The sequence below is a fragment of the Asticcacaulis sp. W401b genome (genome assembly GCF_046503825.1).
Taxonomy (GTDB): domain Bacteria; phylum Pseudomonadota; class Alphaproteobacteria; order Caulobacterales; family Caulobacteraceae; genus Asticcacaulis.
Window position 1 is genome coordinate 16,674 of the sequence record NZ_JBKFEE010000001.1, and the last position, 15,972, is coordinate 32,645.

General features: G+C 62.6%; 11 protein-coding genes. 3 read left to right on the forward strand and 8 right to left on the reverse strand.

Features of this window, described 5'->3' with window-relative positions; translation table 11 throughout:
- The 8 genes from ACK8OE_RS00065 to ACK8OE_RS00100 all read right to left on the reverse strand — a co-directional run bounded on the left by ACK8OE_RS00065 (position 1) and on the right by ACK8OE_RS00100 (position 9,239).
- The gene (locus tag ACK8OE_RS00065; RefSeq protein WP_410270882.1) at positions 1-843 is read right to left on the reverse strand and encodes a TrbG/VirB9 family P-type conjugative transfer protein; all 843 of its coding nucleotides are present in this window, start codon (positions 841-843) and stop codon (positions 1-3) included.
- Positions 840-2,099, reverse strand: a complete 1,260-nt coding sequence (locus ACK8OE_RS00070) for a type IV secretion system protein (protein ID WP_410270883.1) — start codon at positions 2,097-2,099, stop codon at positions 840-842. Before ACK8OE_RS00070 ends, ACK8OE_RS00065 begins: the two co-directional genes overlap by 4 nt.
- Positions 2,096-4,522 (reverse strand): VirB4 family type IV secretion/conjugal transfer ATPase, encoded by a 2,427-nt coding sequence (locus tag ACK8OE_RS00075; RefSeq protein WP_410270884.1) that lies wholly within the window; start codon positions 4,520-4,522, stop codon positions 2,096-2,098. Before ACK8OE_RS00075 ends, ACK8OE_RS00070 begins: the two co-directional genes overlap by 4 nt.
- Positions 4,523-4,531: 9 nt before the next feature.
- The gene (locus ACK8OE_RS00080) at positions 4,532-4,828 is read right to left on the reverse strand and encodes a type IV secretion system protein VirB3 (RefSeq protein ID WP_013478838.1); all 297 of its coding nucleotides are present in this window, start codon (positions 4,826-4,828) and stop codon (positions 4,532-4,534) included.
- Positions 4,829-4,831: 3 nt separating this feature from the next.
- A complete protein-coding gene (locus ACK8OE_RS00085; RefSeq protein ID WP_126420310.1) occupies positions 4,832-5,122 on the reverse strand; it encodes a TrbC/VirB2 family protein in 291 nt (96 codons plus the stop codon).
- A gap of 10 nt (positions 5,123-5,132) precedes the next feature.
- Positions 5,133-5,687 carry a lytic transglycosylase domain-containing protein gene (locus ACK8OE_RS00090; RefSeq protein ID WP_410270885.1) on the reverse strand — a complete coding sequence of 185 codons (555 nt, stop codon included), beginning with the start codon at positions 5,685-5,687 and terminating at the stop codon, positions 5,133-5,135.
- A gap of 197 nt (positions 5,688-5,884) precedes the next feature.
- Complete coding sequence (locus ACK8OE_RS00095) at positions 5,885-7,432, reverse strand: DUF1501 domain-containing protein (protein WP_410270886.1); 1,548 nt, start codon at positions 7,430-7,432, stop codon at positions 5,885-5,887.
- Positions 7,433-7,445: 13 nt separating this feature from the next.
- A complete protein-coding gene (locus ACK8OE_RS00100) occupies positions 7,446-9,239 on the reverse strand; it encodes a DUF1800 family protein (protein WP_410270887.1) in 1,794 nt (597 codons plus the stop codon).
- Between the two features lie 760 nt (positions 9,240-9,999).
- On the opposite strand from ACK8OE_RS00100, the gene ACK8OE_RS00105 reads away from it, so the two are divergent.
- The 3 genes from ACK8OE_RS00105 to ACK8OE_RS00115 all read left to right on the forward strand — a co-directional run bounded on the left by ACK8OE_RS00105 (position 10,000) and on the right by ACK8OE_RS00115 (position 15,912).
- Positions 10,000-12,768 (forward strand): DUF5695 domain-containing protein, encoded by a 2,769-nt coding sequence (locus tag ACK8OE_RS00105; RefSeq protein WP_410270888.1) that lies wholly within the window; start codon positions 10,000-10,002, stop codon positions 12,766-12,768.
- Positions 12,769-12,784: 16 nt separating this feature from the next.
- Entirely contained in the window at positions 12,785-15,163 is a 2,379-nt protein-coding gene (locus tag ACK8OE_RS00110; RefSeq protein WP_410270889.1) for a beta-L-arabinofuranosidase domain-containing protein, read from the forward strand.
- 245 nt (positions 15,164-15,408) lie between these two features.
- Positions 15,409-15,912: a hypothetical protein gene (locus ACK8OE_RS00115; protein ID WP_410270890.1), complete on the forward strand. Its 504-nt coding sequence runs from the start codon at positions 15,409-15,411 to the stop codon at positions 15,910-15,912.
- Positions 15,913-15,972 lie beyond the last annotated feature (60 nt).

The following is a 15,972-nucleotide window of genomic DNA, read 5'->3' on the forward strand; positions in this document are numbered from 1 at the left end:
TCAGTCCTCCTTGCGCCCGAACCAGCCGGTCCGCTTTTTCGTCGTGGCGGCCGCATCGGCCTTGCGCAGGGTTTCGGGACGCGGCTGCGGCGACAGGGCGTCGAGCGCCGGCGGCACATAGGCGTCATTATAGACCGTGGCCGTCAGGTCGCCGCGACGCAGGACAAAGGCCGGGCCCACCTGTTCGATGACGATAAAGCCTTCGCGATAGCCGAAATTGACCAGAGTCTCCTTGCCGTCCAGCACCGCATAGATGGCCGGAAACGGCACGCCTTCGCCCCACATCAGATAGGTCGATTGCCCGTCATCGAACAGGCGCATCGGCACCAGAGACGGGTCTCCGGCATAGGTGTAGCTGGTATTGCGCTTTTCCGGCAGGGTGGAGACGGGCTTGGCCGGGGTCGCCGGTGCGGCGGCGGCCTTTTCGGCGGCTTCGCGGGCCTCTTCTTCATCCTTGGGGTAGGTGAAGCGCAGATCGTAGATCACCTCCCCGCGTTTGCAGGCGGCGGCGTCCTTGGTGCGCAGTTCGAAGGCATAGGTGCGGCGGTTGGTGACGACCGACAGATTGGTGAAGGCCCCGCGCTGAAACGGCTTCACGAACATCAGATTGCCGCGCTTGTTGGGTGTGGCCTGCCACTGAGCGGCATCACCCACGGCGACATTCTCGATCCTTTCGTTGTCGGCGAAGGTGATCATGGTCTGAAAGCTGACGCAGGTATCGAGGCGGATAACCTCGCCATCGACATAGGTGATGGTGCGGATGCGGCTGTCCTGCGCCTGAGCGGGCGCGACGGCGAGCAAAGGCACGGCGATCAGCAGGGAAAGGGTAGAGGCGAACTTCATGAACCGGGGGCCTTTGAAAGGGGCGTCGGGGTCGGGGCGGTTTTGGCGGAGGAAGAGGCGGGGGCGGCAGAGCCGGGTGCGGCGCGGAACCTTTGGCCCAGCCCCTGACGGCGCGTCACGCCGCCGGACAGTTGCCCCGCCTGGGGCGTCGCGGAGAGGGTGGTGGTCACGGTCTGCACCCGCGTGTCGCGGCTGGAGCTGCGGCCCCCGACGGCGGCAGACTGGCTGTTCTGCGTGATAAGCGTGGAGCCTCCGGCAGCGGCGATCACAGCGGCCGAGGTCACGGCGGCGGCCTGCACGTCGGCGGCGCTGTCGCCGCGCCCGCGCAGCGGGTTCCAGTTTTTGACGATATTAAAGGCCACCACCATCAGCATGATAAGGAAAGCCGCATAAATCACGGAACCCATGAATAAAATGACGATCGGCTGAATGTCGCGCACCGTTTGCATGGGGTCGCCGGATATGGCCAGAATGGCGGGCGTCAGGAGCGCCAGAGCCGCTGAGCCTCCGAGCGTCACCAGCATGGGGATAAAGGCAAACCCGATCGAGGTTCTGAGCCAGCCTTCGAACAGGCCGCGTGTCTGGGTAAACAGGGCAAACACGACAAACAGCGGCCCCAGGGCCAGCAAAAGCGTCAGGATGAGGCGCGACAGGACCAGCACACCGACAGTGGACAGCAGCAGGATCAGGCCCGAACTCCACAACATGTCCGAGGCCGACGACTTGCCATTACGGATGGGCGGGGCGATGGGCTGCGGGTTTTGTACACTGGGGGCCGCGCTCGCCGCAGGGGTGGCCTGCGACGTCTGTTCAAACGCGGTGGCCGCATCGGCAAAGTGCACGAACAGCACGTCGAGCCGCTTGGCAAAGGCGGCGCTGGCCCCCTCATTGGAACCGGTTAGCGCAGCGGCGATCTCGTCCGGGCCGCGCGTCAGCAGGTTATAAACCACAGTCTGATAGGCGGGCCAGGCCGTCACGAAAGTCAGGACCAGACCAATGGCCAGCACCTTCGGCGTCATGGTGGTCAGAGTCAGGCGCGTGCGCCCGGTGATCAGTCCGAAGGCCAGAAAGGCGATATAGAGGGTCAGGCAGATGGTCAGGGCCGTGCCCAGATAGCCGCCAGTGCCGAACAAACGCCCGAAGCTGTCTTCGACCACGCGCCCGATCTGACAGTCCACGCTCATCAGCGCGCCTGAAATACCCGTATCGCCGCTGAGCGGCATGCCGGGACAGGTAGCGGGCGGTGGCGGCATCATGCGGATACACGCTCCGTTTGGCCAAAGCCGGGCCACGGCGTGCCGGTCAGGGCTTCGAACCATGCCGACGGCGCGTCGCCATGCGTTTCGCGCAGTTCGTCCAGTTTGCGCACCGTCGATTCCCGTCCCGACAGCAGGGTCAGGATTTCCGGCGTCCCCGACAGGTCGAGACGCGCCACGACCGAGTGGTTGCCGTGCTTGACCAGAAAGGCGCGCGAATGCGGCGGCAGGGCGCGCACCAGACCGACCTCATGCGCGCTGAGGCCGAAGCCTTCGCCGTAGTCTTCGAAACGCGCGCGCGGATTGGGCATGAAGATCTGCGTCGCCGCCTGCTCGATAATCGCCGAGGAGATGCGGCTGTCGAGGGCGTCACCGGCGCTTTGCGTGCCGAAACCGAGTATGGCGTTACGCTTTCTGAGCGTCTTCATCCAGTCGCGGATGCGCGCGGCAAATACCTCATCGTCCAGCGCCTTCCAGCCCTCGTCGATCAGGATCATGGCCGGGGTGCCGTCCAGACGCTCCTCGATGCGGTGGAAGAGGTACATCATGATCGGCCCGCGCAAGATCGGTGCGTCGAGGAACTGCGTCATGTCGAAGCCCAGAACGCGCGCCGACAGGTCGAGCTGATCCGCCTCGTTATCGAACAGCCACGCCCATTCGCCCGACCCGACCCACGGGGCCAGACGCGCCGCCAGATCGGTCTGGCTGGGGCGACGGAAGCCCCCGAGAAGCTCCTGAAAATAGCGCAGGCGGCGATAGGCCGGGGCCTGCGCGTACATGGCGTCGATGGCCGAGGCGATGATGGCCTCGTCCTCCGGCGGCAGGGCCGGGCCTTCGCCGGCGATCAGTCGCGACAACAGATCGCGCAGGAAGCCGCGATTGATAGCGCTGTCGGGCAGTTGCAGCGGGTTGAAACCGCTGGGTTCTCCGGCGCGCAGGGTGGCGTAGTGGCCGCCGATGGCGCGGATGAAGATTTCCGAACCGCGATCCTTGTCGAAGATGATGGTGCGCGGGCGCGCCTTCTGGGCCTGCGCGGCGAGGAAATTGAGCACCACGGTCTTGCCCGATCCCGATGGCCCGATCAGGGTGAAGTTACCGAGGTCCGAGGCGTGGAAATTAAAGAAGTAGGGCGTGGCGGCGGTCGTCTCAAAAACGGTGATGGCTTCACCCCAGTGGTTGCCGGTGGCCTGACCCAGCGCAAAGCCGTGCAGGCTGGCCAGACCGGCGAAGGCCGAGACCGAAATCAGCGCCTTACGCGCGATGTAGGCCTCATTGCCCGGAAACTGCGCCCAGAAGGCCGGTTCGAGATTGATGTCTTCGCGGACCGCCATCGCCCCCGTATCGGCCAGCGCCGAGGTGACCTGCGCCGCCGCCTGATCGAGTGCGCTGAGCCCCGGTGCGCGCACGCACACGCTCAGGTGATGCTCGCCCAAAGCCGTCTGCCCGGACGCCAGTTCATCCTTGGCCGCCATCAGGCCAGCGCGTAGCGTAATGCCGTCATCATCGGCGGCGCGCAGACGGCGCAGGGCCAGATTGACGCGCTCCAGTCCGATTTGACGATCCACGAACTGAAAGCTCTGCGACACGGTCATTTCATAGGGCAGGTGCAGCAGGGCATCGAGCATCCCCGGCGCAGCCTGCGGCGGATATTCCTTCACCGAAATGAGCGCGCCGAACGATTTATCGCCGCCCGCGCTTTTCATTTCAAAGGCATCGACGCCAAAGCTCAGGCGCTGATAGGGCAGGTATTGCCCCACATCGTCGCGCGCCAGCGGATCGGGCTTGAGCACCGGGCGCATTTCCCCGTGCATCAGGGCCGACAGCAGTTCCAGCGGCTCCGAACAGCGGCCGCCGCGCGTCTCATAGGAGGTCAGAAGCCGCGGGCCATAACGCCCCAGCGCCGCCATCAGAGCGTCGCGCGCCGCATCGAGGTCGCGCAGTTCCGCCCCCAGACCGTCGCGATCGGCTCCGGATTGCGCGCCAAACAGCTTGCCAAGGCTTTCCGACAGACCGGCCTTACCACGCGCGGGGCGGCGCAGAATGGTGATAAACAGGTCGTTGACGAACAGTTCTCGCGATTGCAGGCGGTCCTGCCAGCGCGCATTGATGTAACCGGCAATAGGGTCGTCGTACTGACCGCTGCTGGTCACCGAGACCTTGCGGCGCACGATGTGGTGGTGCAGCACCAGCCGCGAATCCCCGATGGCGCGCAGGGCGCTTTCCCGCAGGGCGTGCAGGCTGTTGAGGTCGGTCGTATCGGCCGTTTCAAAACCAAAGCCGTCGATATAGAGGGCCTGCATCAGCGACCCGTCGCGCAGGGTAACCGTGTGGTCATTATAGAGATGGGCGTAGGGCAGGCGATCACCGATCCGCTGCTCCCTGGCGCCCAGACTCATGACTTGCCCGAACAGGCCGTTACTCATGCGAAAACCTTACGGTAGATAGGAGTTGCAGCGCCAGAACTTGTAATTCCGGATGCGCGGGGTGCGGCTCACCTTGGTGAACCACAGGTCGAACAGGCGCGGCTCACGCAGGCAGGCCAGATAGCCGACCGCGTGAACCAGAAGCGCAATCCCCAGAGCCCAGAACGACCGCGTGACCAGAAAGGCCTCGGTGGTGATCATGAAGTTGAGGATGAAGTACGAGTAGGTCACACCCGCAAACATTTGCGGTTGGGTAAGCGCCCGGAAGATGGGCGCCTTGACCAGAGCGACGGTCTCTTCGCTCATGCCTCAGCCCACGGCCGTGCGGATGCCCGCCACGATGGTGGCCGCGCCGAACAGGATGAAGATGCCGAGGATGACGGTGGCCCCGAAGCGCCAGTTCATGCGGCCCGACAGCATCATGAAGCCGACGGCGGCCACGGCGATCACGGCCACGGCGGTGGCGACATTGCCGAGCAGCGTGCCCTGAATCCAGCCGAGCGCATTGACGATCGGGCTGGAACCGGCGGGATCCTGCGCAAAGGCCGGAGACGCGGCCAGCAGGGGCAGGAGGGCGGGCAGGAATTTACGGACGTTCATGGGTCTATCCTTACGAGCAGGTCTCGGTCGGTTGAGGATCGGTCTTTACGCTGAGCCGGTCAAGGCTTCGGGCGACATAGGCCTGGGTTTCGGCATAGGGCGGCACACCGCCGTGACGGTTGACCGCGCCAGCCCCGGCATTATAGGCCGCCAGCGCCAGATCAATGCGGCCGTCAAAGCGGTCCAGCTGACGGCGCAGATAGGCGGCACCGCCGAACACATTGCCCTGCGGATCAAAGGGATCGACGCCCAGTTCGGCGGCGGTGGCGGGCATCAGTTGCATCAGGCCGATGGCCCCGCGCGGCGACACGGCCTTGGGGTTAAAACCTGACTCCTGACGAATAACGGCGATCAGAAAGTCGGCGCTGAGATTATAGCGTTCGGCGGCGGCCTCGATGACCTCCTGATAGGGCAGGGATGTCGCGTGAACGGTCGCGGGCGGTACGGAGGCGCACAGGGTGTGGTAGTCGCCATTGTCGGCGACCTCAAACACCTGCGCAGCCACGGGCAGAGCGGCACAGAGCGCCCCCCCCATCGTTCCCGCTGCTGTCAAAACTGCCCGCACGGGCCGCTCCTTGCTCACACTCTGTACCGCGCCCTGTATCGCGTCACACCGGCACCGATCCGGCGCTGGCGTCCTCTGGTCAAGCGGCTCTAACAGTTAAGTTTGTCAGATTTGTTACGCCTGTCCGTCAATGATCCTTGCACGGAGAATTTTTGCGATTCGCCGTCAAAGTCAGCATACACCGCGCGGTCGTGAATTTACAGGAAGCCGAGATTGGGCTGTGAGAAATTGCGCAGATTGGGGAAGATGGTGTTGAGGTCGGTGTCCGACACGCCGAACCAGCGCCCCAGCGTCGCCGCATACTGATCAACCGAGGTGGTGGGTATAAAGGAAGCTCCCACCATGTTGGGGTTGGAGAAGCCGGATACGTCCATGCCCACCGTCGGGAACTGCCCGTACATGTCGCCGCCCTTGACCGCGCCACCCATAATCAGTTGCGGACCGGCCCAGGCGTGGTCGGTGCCATCGCCATTGGTGTTGAAGGTGCGCGAGAAATCGGACGCCGTAAAGGTCGTCACATTGGCGCGCATATCGACGCCGTTGATATTGGCCAGCGTACTGTCGAGATAGCTCATCGCCTGAGCCACCTTGGCGAGGTTGTTCGACTGATCGCGGTTCTGGTTGTCGTGGCTGTCCCAGCCGCCCAGCGACACCATGAAGACCTGACGCTTGACGCCAAAGGCCGGGGCGGCGGCGATCATGCGGGCGACGGTGCGCATTTGCAGCGCCAGACTGTTGGTTTCGGTCGCCCCCGTCGCCGGATTGGTGTAGTTGGGCGGCGAAGGCACGGCGGTGACGACGGCACGGCTGAACACTTCGTTGACGACGCTGGCTGCCCCGACCGAACGCGCATTGATGCGCCCCAGATCATTGGCAAAGTCCGACGCCGTGACGGTGTCATTGATGATGGTCTTAAGTTCACCCGGCGCGGCGGAGGACCCGAACAGGGTTGTTGCCGTGGTGCCATTGACTGTCACCGCCGGGGCGGCATTGGTCGAAAGTGGGTACTGCACCACGGACTGCCCGGACAGGAACACCGCCGTCCCCCCCGCCGTAATGGCGGTGAAGATGGTGTTCTGACCATTCATATTCATCAACATATCGCCCATACGCCCGCCCCAGCCGGTGCGTGCGCCTTCTGCGGCCCCGGCCTGCCAGGTCGATTGCTGGTCGTTATGCGAGAACAGGTTGGCGGGCAGGGGCACGCTGCGGGCCTGATATTGCGCCTTAGTGGTGGGCTGGATCAGCGTGCCGACATTGGCCAGCACGGCCAGCCGCCCCTGATTGAACAGGGTTTGACAGGGCTTCATCAGCGGGTGCAGGCCAAAGGTGCGCGACGTGGCATTGGTGCCGGCCGGGATGGCCTGCGCGGTCCTGGGCGCGATGGGCAGGACGCCGCCCCAATGCTCAGGTTTGCCGAGCGCCGAGGCCCGACCCGTGACGGCATTGACCTGGCCCACAGGTGTGGGCGCAGTGCCCACCGGCATCAGGGCAATCGGATCGGTGCCCTGATTGCGGGCGGCGAAATAGCGGCCCCACGAGTCGCTATCGGTGGCCAGCACCATATTGTTGGCGTCATTGCCGCCAAACAGGAAGACGCAGACCAGCGCTTTATAGTCCGGGGCGCTTTGCCCGGCGGCGGAGCCCACGGCGGCCAGTTGCAGGCCGAAGGAGGTGGCTGTGGTCAGGCCGGCAAGGCCAGCCCCAAGGCGAAAGAAGGCGCGGCGATCGATCTGGGAGGTCATGAGTGCACCGTTCCTATCGCTGGGCGGCATATTCAGGGGAAGCCATGCCGAGGAAGATGGCGAGCTTGACCCGGTTGAGTTTGGCGGTGTCGATCTGGGCCTGAGTCCCATTGGCCGGAACATTGACGCCAATGACCGAATTGGTGATGCGCGTCTTCAGGGTCGCGGACATGCCGCCCCCGTACAGCAGCAGGTCGATGCGGTTCACGAGGGCCGCCGGGTCGGTCGCCAGCGCCAGTTCCTTGGTATAGGCTGACTTGATGTCGCTGCTGCTGCCGATGCCGGAATTGATCGTCGTTTGCATCAGGTTGATATAGGCCGCCGTCGTCACTTCATCGGCGATCTGCAATTCCGGTGCGACCTTGTTCTTGCTGCCCAGCGTCGTGTTGGGCGGCACATAGCCCGGACGGAAGAAGTTGAATACCGACGGCGACGTCATGGGCGCCTGATTGAGAGAGGTCTGGGCCGCGGTTGAGGTCATCAGCCACTTGCCGCTGGTCGAGGTCGTCTCGAACGACCGCATCCAGTGGGTCAGGCGGATCACCGGCTCGCGCAGCTTGCCATAGGTGGCGTCGGTCGAGGGGGTACGCGCTTCGCTGTCGAGCAGGATGGCGCGCACCACGGCCCCCATATCCCCGCGAACACCGGAGCCATTGTTGTTAAACACGGCGGCGACGCGACCGACATAGGCCGGTGAGGGGTTCGAGGTGACCAGACGCTGGATCAGTTGTTTGGAGATGAAGGGGCCGACATTGGGGTGATTATAAAGGGTATCGAGCGCCACCTTGACCTCGCCATTCGTATCGGCGGTCGTAGACGCCGGGATGGTGGTCCCCAGAAACGTCTTGGCCGACGTCGAATGGAAATTGTTATACGCAATCATCGGCTGGGTGTAGGCCTCAGCCACGCGACTGCCGCCGCCAAAGGTCGAGTTGGTCGGGGTCGGGTGATACCACGACAGGCCGGTGAATACCTTGGCCAGCCCCTGAATATCGGCGGTGCTGTAGGTGGGGGTGGTATTGCCGAGAAGGTCGGTCTTGGGCGTGCCGTCGGCATTCAATTGCACCAGACCGATGGTGAAAAGCTGCATCACTTCGCGCGCATAGTTTTCGTCCGGATTGCGCCCGGTGGCCGCGTTTTCCTTCTGATTGGCCAGATAGGTCAGGTACTGGCCCATGGCCGGATGGTAGGTGACGTCTTCGAGCAGGGTGCGGAAATTGCCAAAGGCATTGCGGCCCAGCATGTCGTAGTAGGAGGCCAGGGTCCGCGTATCGATATTGCTGACGTAGGAGGCGACAAAGATTTCAGACAGGGCGAACTTCACGCGCTGGCGTAGCTGGTCCGGCGATGTGACGGCCTGTCTGTAGAAGGTCTCGTAAAACTGCGTTGAGGAGAGGGTGGCATTGGCATTGGTCGTTTTCAGATCGACCAGCCGCGCATCCATTTCCGACAGGTGCGTCGGCCCCAGCGGCAGAGCCATCTGCGCGGTTATCCAGTCGCCATAGCTGGTTGCGGTGACGGAGGCAATCTCGGCATCCGTCGGGCCAAACGTCGCCTGAGCCAGAAAGCGGCTGGCCTCCGTGTTGGTCGGCTTGGCCACGACCGGAGGCGGGGTCGTTCCGCCGCCCGAGGCGTTGCCGCCACCCCCGCCGCCTCCGCCCCCACCGCAGGCCGACAGGACCAGAAACGATGCTATCACGCAGGCATGGGCGGCCTTGTCGAGACGGAAGCCTAAACGGCTGCCATCCGCCGCAGAGTGTGACACGCGCTGGCGCGTTGCCAGACGGAACACCTTGAACGTCTTCATAAAATCACGCCCCACAAGGTTCTGGCGGGCGTGATTTCTGACATCAAAGCCGATCACACCATGCCATAATAGTGTTAAGACATATAATTTTGCCGTTAACAATTCGTGACATAACGACGCTCTCTTAAAGGTTGCGGAAGTGGGCCTCACGCCACCGAAGGGGCTATCACGAGTGGAATGAATTTGACATTTGATACCCAGTTGCCGCGACCATTGTAATCAAATGTCAAATTTGAAAATTCCACTAGAATCATAAAGTTGCTAGTGGTCTTAAAGATTTTGACATTTGCCATCGAGCGTGCGGCAAGCGGTAGCAAATGTCAAAATCAGACCACTAGCCGTTCTGCACCGGTTTTGCGGTCTTACAGATCAAAGGACATAAGCCGGTAGGTGCGGCTCCATGGCAGTCGCGCAGTGAGCGAGCGCAATAACTCCGACAATTATTTTTAATAATCGTATATTTTATATTTGACCCCGCCCGCCAAGCGGGGTTACATTTTTCGCGGACGGGCACCTCGCAATTCCGGTGATGAGAGTTCTGTCCCTCTGGCGTTCGGTCCTGACGGCATTATTGACTTCCTCCGGGTTGTCAGGGCCTGCCACTCTCCGGGTTGTCCACCATCTGCCGTCCCTGGCGAGGTGGTGGACGCCCTCTTTTACGTTCGCCGACAAAGATCAGGCGAACCTGTTGCCTTAGCGCGAAGAATAACCCTGAGTATTTTTCGCGAATAAAACTCTTTTTCACCCGAGGGAGTGAACCATGACGCCATCCGCCGTTTCGACCCTGACCCGCCGTACCAGTCTGACGGCTATGGCCGCAGCACTGGCCGCGCCCGCTCTGGCGCAGGCCGCGGATACAGCAGGGCTGGCCTGGAACAGCCCGGAGGCGCAAACCACCGTTCACGAAACGCCGGACTTTCATATCGAGCTTCAGGAAACCTCCCAAACCCTCGTCTCGCTGGCCCCCAAGGGCGTGGGGGGCGGCTTCGACTTCGCCCCGCGTCACCGTTTCACCCAGCGTCTGGGCGATGGCTGCTACCGTCTGGGCGATCTCGACCTGCGTGTGCGCGCCGAAGGCGACAAGACTTGGAGCGACCATTCGACGGCCTATCGCCGCGTCAAGGTCAAGGCCCTGCCCAAGCCGAAAGGCGCTTTGGCCTCGGCGGACATCACCCCCAGCCTCGGTGCCGATATGCCGCTGAAGGTGGTGCGGACGTGGAGTGTGTCTGAGGGCAAGCTGGTCCTGCGCTTTACTCTGACGAACCCCACCCAAAAGACGATTGAAGTCGGCGGTCTGGGCATGGCCATGGTCTTCGACAATATCATCAGCGGGCGTCACCTCGATGAGGCTCATGATGTCGCCTCGTTTTACGACCCTTACGTCGGCCTGAATGCCGGCTATCTTCAGGTCAACCGTCTGAACGGGCAGGGGCCGTCGCTGCTGGTGCTGCCCGCCAGCGATACGGCGAAGTTCGAGTTGTACAAGCCGATCCTCAACACGCGCGACGCCGACAAAAAGCCGGCCATCTACAGCGATATCGAGCCGCGCAATATGACGTTCGAAGGCTTCTATAGCTGGATGACGCACGCCAAGGGCTTTGCCGACAGCGAATGGAAGGGCGTCGAACAGTGGAACACGCCCACGTCGCTGATGCTGAAGCCGGGGCAATCGACCAGCGTGGCGCTGAAATTCGTACTGTCGCCCTCGATCCGTGAGATCGAGCCGACCCTGATCAAACAGGGCCGTCCGGTCGCCGTGGGCATCCCCGGCTATGTGGTGCCGACCGACCTGCCCGCCGACCTGTTCGTCCATGCGCCCAAGGCGGTCACGGCCTTCGCGGTGCATCCGCAGGGCGCGCTGGAGGTCACGCCTGCGGGCAGCGTCAAGGGTGGCTGGCTGAAATACAGCGTGGCGGGCAAGACGTTGGGCCGCGCGCGCCTGACCCTGACCTATGCCGACGGCACGCAGCAGACCGTCCATTACAAGGTGACCAAGCCGCAAGCCGAGGCCGTGGCCGATATGGGGCACTTCCTGACCACGAAGCAGTGGTACGAAAACCCCGATGATCCGTTCAAACGCTCGCCGTCAATCATGATTTACGACCGCGAAAAGAACGCGCTGGTGCTTCAGGACAATCGCGTCTGGGTGTCGGGCCTGTCCGACGAAGGCGGGGCCGGGGCGTGGCTGGCGGCCATCATGAAACAGCTCGACAATCCGAAGCCCGAAGAGGTGCAAAAGTTCGAGCGCTTCGCCAACACCACCCTGTGGGGGCAAATCCAGACGCCGGACGGCCTCGATAAGTACGGCGTGCGCAAGTCGCTGATGTTCTATGACCCCGAAGGGATGCCCAAGGGCACCTATGATGCGTCTCTGAACTGGAAGGTGTGGTCAGCCTGGGACCGCAAGCACGCCGCCGATCTGGGGCGGTCGTACAACTATCCGCACCCGGCGGCGGCGTGGTGGACGCTGTATCGCCTCGGCCGCTACCACACGGGCATGACGGCTGGCGAAACCTGGCAGACCTATCTGACGCGGGCGGCGGAAACCATCAAGGCCATGATGAGCAAGGCGCCTTACTATACGCAGTTCGGACAGATGGAAGGCGATGTCTTCCTCTACATCCTGCTCGATCTGAAGCGGGAAGGCTGGACCGAACTGGCCGCAGAGGTCGAGGCGTTGATGAAAGGCCGCGTCGAAATCTGGAAGACGCTGAAATATCCGTTCGGCTCGGAAATGCCGTGGGATTCCACCGGTCAGGCCGAAGTCTATATGTGGATGCGCTATTTCGGCCATCAGGATAAGGCCGATGTCACGCGCGAAGTCATCATGGCCTATGATCCGGCCATCCCGCACTGGGGCTATAACGGCTCGGCACGGCGCTTCTGGGACTTCCTCTATACCGGCAAGCTGTCGCGGATTGAGCGTCAGTTGCACCATTACGGCTCGTCGCTCAATGCCGTGCCGCTGTTCGACGCCTACCGCGAAACGCCGGATGACCTCTACATGCTGCGCGTCGCCTATGGCGGGCTGATGGGCTCGCTGACCAATATCGACGCAGAGGGTTTTGCCTCGGCGGCCTTCCACTCCTTCCCGGACGCCATGAAGTGGGACGCCATCAATGGCGACTACGGCATGAGCTTCTTCGGTCACGCCGTGACCTCGGCCTCGTATCTGGTTAAACACCCGGTGTTCGGCTGGACCGGCTTTGGCGGCATAGTCAAAACGTCCGATGGCGTGATCCGTCTTGCGCCCAAGGACAGCGCCCGCCGCCGCGTCTTTATCGCTCCGGCGGGTCTGTGGATCACGCTGGATGCCGGTAAGATCGCGGAGGTCGCCTATGACAGCGTCAGCGGTAAGGTGCACCTGACCCTGGCGGCTGCCGACGCTCAAACGCCCGTCGCCTACGTGAATTTTGAAACCACGGTGAAGGGGGCCAGGCCCTATAGCCTCAAGGCCGATAAGGCTCTGGGCGCCTATGCGGTCCCGCTGAAAGCCGAACCCGTCACCATAGACCTGAACCGCGCCTGACACAGGGAAACGCCAGATGATCCGCACGACCTTTCAAACCGATCGCCGCGCCTTGCTGTGTGGAGCGGGGGCCCTGACGCTTCTGACCGCCATCGGCGGCCCGGCCGTGGCCTCAGCCCCCATCGTCGCTACGCCCATTCCGCTGACGCAGGTGCGCCTGCTGCCGTCGCCCTTTCTTGACGCTGTAGAGGCCAACCGACGCTATCTGCTGTTCCTCTCGCCCGACCGCTTCCTGCACAATTATCACAAGTTCGCCGGTCTGCCGGTGAAGGGGGAGATTTACGGCGGCTGGGAATCCGACACCATCGCGGGTGAGGGGCTGGGGCACTATCTGTCGGCCCTGTCGCTGATGCACGCCCAAACGGGTGATGCCGAATGTGTGACCCGCATCCACTACATTATTTCCGAACTCGAAAAGGTGCAGGCGGCGCAGGGCGACGGCTATGCGGCGGGCTTTATGCGCAAGCGTAAGGACGGCTCCATCGTCGATGGCAAGGAAATCTTCCCCGAAATCATGGCGGGCGATATCCGCTCGGCGGGCTTCGATCTCAATGGCTGTTGGGTGCCCTTCTATAACTGGCACAAGCTGTTTGCCGGGCTTCTGGACGCGCAGGCCTATTGCGGCATCGACCGCGGCATCCCGGTGGCCGAAAAGCTGGGCGGCTATATCGAAAAGGTCTTTGCGGCGCTGGACGACGCCCAGACGCAGAAGGTGCTCGATTGTGAACACGGCGGCATCAATGAGAGCTTCGCTGAACTCTATAGCCGCACGAACAATCCGCGCTGGCTGAAACTGTCGGAGCGGCTCTATCACCACCGGATGCTTGACCCGCTGGCGGCCCGTGAAGACAAGCTGGCCAACAACCACGCCAATACGCAGGTGCCCAAGCTGATCGGTCTGGCGCGCCTTTATGAACTGACGCAGAAGCCGCAGTATCAGACCGCCTCCAGCTTCTTCTGGGAGCGCGTCGTCAACCACCACAGCTTCGTCATTGGCGGCAATGCCGACCGGGAATACTTCTTCGAACCGGACACCATCTCGGCCCATATCACCGAGCAGACCTGCGAGAGCTGCAACACCTACAATATGTTGAAGCTGACGCGGCACCTGTATAGCTGGTCGCCGAAGGCGGCGTGGTTCGACTATTACGAGCGTGCGCACCTCAACCACATGCTGGCGCATCAGAACCCGAAAACCGGCATGTTCACCTATATGATGCCGCTGATGTCGGGCACAGCGCGCGGCTTCTCCGATGAGGAAAACTCCTTCTGGTGCTGCGTGCTGTCGGGGATCGAAACCCATTCCAAGCACGGGGATTCGATCTACTGGCAGCAGGACAAAACGCTGTTCGTCAACCTGTTCATCCCGTCAAAGGTCAATTGGGCGGCGCAAAAGGCGGCGTTCGAACTGACCACCAAATACCCCTATGAGGGGCAGGTGGCGCTGAAACTAAACCAGCTTTCGGGCACGAAGACCTTTACCGTGGCCGTGCGCATCCCCGGCTGGGCCAAAACCTCAAGCCTGCGCGTCAATGGCAAGCCGGCCCTGGCCAGGATGAGCGACGGCTATGCCCTGATCACCCGCAAATGGCGCGCGGGCGACGTGGTGACGCTCGACCTGCCGCTGGAGCTGCGTTTTGAGACCGCAGCCGGCGATGACAAGGTCGTGGCCCTGCTGCGCGGCCCGATGGTGCTGGCCGCCGATCTGGGGCCGGCGGATAAGCCGTGGGAAGGCGATGCCCCGGCACTGGTCGGCTCCGATCTGATCGGCAGCTTCCAACCCGTCTCGGTGGCCGAAGCGGTATATGTATCCAAAGGCTCAGGACGTCCGGGGGATATGACTTTCCGTCCTTTCTATGCGCAGTACGAACGCCGCACAGCGGTCTATTTCAACCGCTACAGCGACGCGGAATGGGCGCAGGCCCAGGTCGCCTATCGCGCCGAACAGGCCCGTCTGAAAGATATTGCCAACCGTTCGGTCGATGTCACGCATCTGGGCGAAATGCAGCCCGAACGCGACCACAACCTGCAAACCGGCGGCAACTCCTACCCGGTGGTCTATCGCGCCCGTAATGGCCGCGACGCCCGCACCGGGGGCTTCTTCAGCTTTGAGATGAAGACGACCAAGGACGGCAAAAACGATTCTGGCCCGCTGGTGCTTCAGGCGACCTATTGGGGCTCGGAATTCAACCGCAGCTTCACCATCGAGATCGACGGCACGGTCATCGCGCATGAGCGCCTGTCGGGCCGTCAGCCGGGCGCGTGGATCGACGTCGATTACCCCATCCCGCACGAACTGACGCGTGGCAAACAAAAGGTCACGGTCAAGTTCAATCCGCAGGAGGGGAAGACCGCTGGTCCGGTCTTTGGCGTGCGCCTGTTTACCAAGGCGTGAGAACTGCCTGTACGATTTTTACCACGGATAGACACGGATGGCCGCTGGCGCGGCCTCATGGATATTCATTGTGCGCCTGAGAAGTCCGGAGCACGCATCATCCGTGTTCGGCGGGCAAAGCCCGCCATCCGTGACTATCTGTGGCAAAAAAATCTATCCCCGCTGCGACATGCACAATTTCAATCGCTTAAGCGCGTTTTCTCACAATCTGTCCCCGCCGCGTGAACCTCTGTCATGCTGAGCCCATGACACAGATCGCCCCTCACATCCCCGCCGCCCACACCGCCGCCTATGACCGCCTGATGCGCCTTGCGGATCAGATTCTGACCGCGCTCGAAACCGCGCCGCGCCCCACCACGGCTATCGAGATTGGTCGCACCGCCCGCGCCATCATGGCCGTCGAGCGGATGTTGCGGGGGATATACACGCCACTGCTGAAGGCGAAATCGAAGCCGGTCAAGGAGGCAACTCCGACCGAAACGCCCGCTGCGTCTCGTCGTCCTCGCGCCGATCCACAGCCTCCGTCGCGCCCTGACGGGCTTAGAGAAGAGGAGACAGGCAGCCCCGTGACGAGAGGGGAGGCAGCCCCTGAACAGACAGAAGAAGCGAAACCAGAGGCAACGCCCGCGGCCTCTCCGCACGGTGAGTGGTCAAAGGCCTGGGCCGACAAACAGGCGCAGATGCGCGAACAACGCGCCGCCCGCATCGGCAAATGGCCCGACGGCACGCCGTATAAAAAGTCGGGCTGATATCTCCTCTATCGCCTGAGCACGGGGAGAAGAAGTCGGGGCTCAACCCCCCGGAAAAAA